Origin of the sequence: Streptomyces botrytidirepellens, assembly GCF_003721215.1 — a bacterium.
GTDB lineage: Bacteria > Actinomycetota > Actinomycetes > Streptomycetales > Streptomycetaceae > Streptomyces > Streptomyces himastatinicus.
On record NZ_RIBZ01000149.1, the window covers coordinates 1 to 3,713 of the forward strand.

The following is a 3,713-nucleotide window of genomic DNA, read 5'->3' on the forward strand; positions in this document are numbered from 1 at the left end:
CCGGGCCCGGGCTGGCCGTAAAGACCCGAACCCTACCTACCACGAGGAACATCATGCAGATTTCCAAGGCCGTGTGCCGGGAGCTGGAACGCGCCGTCTGTGACGGGCCCCTGGTCCGCCTGCAGGAGGAGGCCGCCCCGATTGTCGCGGAGGGAGTCCACAAGGTCCTCACGCGCTCCGGCGCCTGCTGGAGCCGCCGCCACGAGGGCTACATGTTCGCCGACCTGTACCCCTTCGGCCAGGCCGAACCACTGATCGGCCAGATCCTCACCCGCCGGAGCGCGGTGAACCGCCCCGACCGCGGAGTGGTTTCCTGCCCGCAGTCGATCGCAGAACTGATGTGGGACAACCTGCCGCTCCAGCCGCAGAAGGGCTGGCAGGTGCTCGAGCCCTCCGCAGGCCACGGCATTCTCGCGGCGGAAGGCGCGGACCGAGGGTGTGTCATGGACTGCTACGAGATCGACAATCACAGGGCAGCCGAGATCACGCGCGCCGGGATTGCGAGGCATGTGCGCGCCGCGGACTTCCTGACCGTCTCCAGCGAGCCGGTGTACGACGCCGTGGTCATGTACCCGCCCTACCGCCGGAACCTGGCCGTCGACCACATCCTGCACGCCCACCGCTTCCTGCGCCCGGGCGGCGTCCTGGCAGCCCTGGTATCGCTCGGCATCCAGAACGCGGAGGGGGAACGCGGGCGCCAGGTCCGCGACCTGATGAAACGCGCTGGCTACCAACACGTCTTGGATGAGGCCGACTTCGAAAACGGCTACCTCCTGTCGCCGACCGGTCTCCGACTCCGCGCCCAGCTGCTGTACCTCTGCGCGGACGACGTGCACGAGTAGCCCGGTCTGGCCTTGCCCGCCGGTGCCGCCAGTGCGGAGCCTGCGGGCCGGTCCGCCGGGCCCTGCCGTGATCTGGAGGTGGGCGATGGCGGGTTGTGCTGCTAGATGAGCGGCCCGTGATGGTGCCCGTGTGCCGGGCTCGCCGGNGTGTGCCGGGCTCGCCGGGTGGCTGTTCAGCCCGCGCCGATGGGCGACGCGATCCGCACCCGGCCCTCTTTCCTGTTTTCTCCCATTCTGTAAAGAGAGGTGACGTCTATGTCTGACCGGTCGTTAATTCCCGCTGCAGTTGCCGTACCGCAGCCGACCAACGCTAGTCCCGAGAGTTCCGGGGTCGGTGTGTGGACTGTCGTCAATACCACTACCAAGCGTGAGATCGTCCGTGTGGAGGCCGTTGATCGCGTAACCGCGCGTGAGACTGCCTGTAGGCTCCCCGTCCTCGGTAGCCGGGAACGACGCGTGGAGTTCCAGGTTCGGCGTCTGTCCGCCGTTGATCTCACTTTCCGTAAAGGGGAGCGCGTGTTTCAGCTAGCTACGGGCCGGGTCGGCACCGTCCGGGCGACCGGGGTGAGACTGACTCTGAGAAGCCGGACCTACACCGATGGGGTCCGCGTCACCTTCGACGAGGGTGGAGCGCTGGCCGCGCGGTCCCTTGAATGGGCGCGCCTACCCGCTGGGGACCCAGTGCCCTCCGGAGGGTAAGCCTTCCGCGCCGCGCGGCCCCTCGCGCCCCGCGACCCTGCCGTATTCACAGTCACTGGCCACTACCAGCGCCCCCGCAGCCAAGCCCGGCTGCGGGGGCGTTCGTCGTTCTCCCCTCTCCGCTCCAGGTCCCGGTTGAGGGAGTGGCACCCGCCAACGGCCCCGCACCGTGAAGAACACCGCGCCCCGTTCCGGAACTCGCCCGCGCTACGGAATCCACCAGGTGGGCCCGTCGGTTCACGGCCTCCGCTTCGCAGCAACCCGGCCCCGGCACGCCGTGCTGCGCCGACCCTCCACCGCATCGCCGTGTGCCGGGACGCACCGCCGCCCGGCGGGGCGTCGCGCGGTTTGTGTCACCCGGACCGCCCGCGCTCCGGGAAGCCGTACCCACCGCCGAGCGGGCTTGCATGCTCGTCTCCCCCCCGGGACAAGCTCCTCACCCTTGGGCCCGGCGTGTGCGCTGGCCGCCCGGAGGGGGTGGCCGGCGAGGTGCCGCGGGCGGGCTGTGCTTTGCGGGTGTTGGCCGGGCAGCGGCCAAGGTCTTGCTTCACCGGCCGACAGCGAGCGGGGCGCATCAACCAGACCAGCCCCCGCCCTCCCTCGTTGCCCGGCGTGCTCATTCACATTCCCGCTGCTCAAAGGAAGCTGACCCATGACGAACCCTGCCTCTGCTCCTACCCCGGCTTCGGCCTCCACGCCCGCCCGCACCCCCGATTCTGCTGCTGTGCCGTCGAGAGTGACTGCACAGACGCTGGTGCAGGAAGCCCAAACGGTCGCAACGCTCGATCTGGCGGAGTTCCTCACCGCCACCGGCCGTGACGTGGCCGACGTATACCGGGGCTCCAGCACGTGGACGACGATCCTGCGGCGCGCCGATCTGCTGCCCACCCCCACCACACCGCTCCCGGGCGAGGCGGGGCTGCTCAAGCGCATGCACAGCTTCCTGCACATCGACGACACCGAACGCGCCGCCGCCTACCGTGAGTTCACTGCCGACGACGCCCCCGCCTACGACGACCTCACCGAGTGGGATCAGAGGCTGGCCCGCATGCTGTTCTTCATCCTGTGGGACAAGGGCGGCTTCACCTCCTACGCCGCCGGTCTCGCCTCGCTGCAGGGCCAGCAGCAGGTGCGCAGCGAGCTGGGCCAGCTCCTCACCTACCTCATGAACAGCCCCCGCATGCTCCCGCAGCGGCCGCTGACGGGAGCGCACGTCCACCTCCCGCTGAACGTCCACCACGCCTACAACCGCTCCGAGATCCTGGCCGCCATGGGCGTGGCCCGGCTCGGCGGGCAACTGCCCGGCTTCTTCGCCCAAGGGGTGCTGTGGGACGAGGCGAACAGGACGGACGCCCTGCTGATCACCCTGAACAAGAGCGAGCGCGACTTCTCCCCGACGGTGCGCTACAAGGACTACGCCATCAGCCGGACCCGCTTCCACTGGGAGTCGCAGAACGCGACCGCGCCCCACTCTCCGACCGGACAGCGCTACCAGAAACACGCGCAGCAGGGCAGCCACGTGCTGCTGTTCATGCGGGACAGCAAGGACACCGCGACCGGCAAGGCAATGCCGTGGGTCCTGCTCGGCCCGGCCACCTACGAGCGGCACACCGGCAGCAAACCGATGGCGATCACCTGGCGCCTCCACCACCCCCTGCCCGACCGGATCTGGTCGCGCATGCCGCCCACGCCCTGACGCTCTGTCCCCGGCCCCTGGTCCCGCACGAGGCGCGGGGCCAGGGGCCATTTCCGTATCCGTGCGGAGCGAGGCCGGGCCTATGTTCCCTGACGCTTGCGGGCCTAACCCTGGCCCGAAGCACAGTCACATCTGCTGGTCACGGTCCGACGCAGCTTCCCCTCCCGCTGCCACGGCTGGCACCGACCCGCACTCGAACCCTCACCATGGAGGCTCTGCTGTCCCGTACAGACCATCACCGCCGTGTCCGTCCGCTCCGCGCGGGTAACCCTGCCCGGCTGCTGGTCGACGACCGCGCCGCCGTCCGCAAGGGCGTCCTCAAGACAAGTGACCGCGACAACGGATACCCCGTCTACAGCCGCAGCGTGACCCTCTGGGCCAAGCCCGGCATCCGGAAGGCGTTCCAGACCGCCATTCACCGCCGCGACCGCAAGGCCGTCCGGGCGGCTCTCGCCACCACCGCCTACCGGCGCGAT

The 3,713-nt window shown here is 69.6% G+C and carries 3 protein-coding genes; all 3 read left to right on the plus strand.

Going from position 1 to position 3,713, the window contains the following annotated elements; all coding sequences use genetic code 11:
* Nucleotides 1–53: 53 nt before the first annotated feature.
* Nucleotides 54–842: a class I SAM-dependent methyltransferase gene (locus EEJ42_RS10965; protein ID WP_246096356.1), complete on the plus strand. Its 789-nt coding sequence runs from the start codon at nucleotides 54–56 to the stop codon at nucleotides 840–842.
* A 1,435-nt stretch (nucleotides 843–2,277) separates the two neighbouring features.
* Complete coding sequence (locus tag EEJ42_RS10970) at nucleotides 2,278–3,237, plus strand: DUF3427 domain-containing protein (protein ID WP_246096358.1); 960 nt, start codon at nucleotides 2,278–2,280, stop codon at nucleotides 3,235–3,237.
* Between the two features lie 206 nt (nucleotides 3,238–3,443).
* Nucleotides 3,444–3,713, plus strand: a 270-nt coding sequence (locus EEJ42_RS10975; protein ID WP_123099763.1) for a hypothetical protein, incomplete at its 3' end; no start/stop codon positions are given.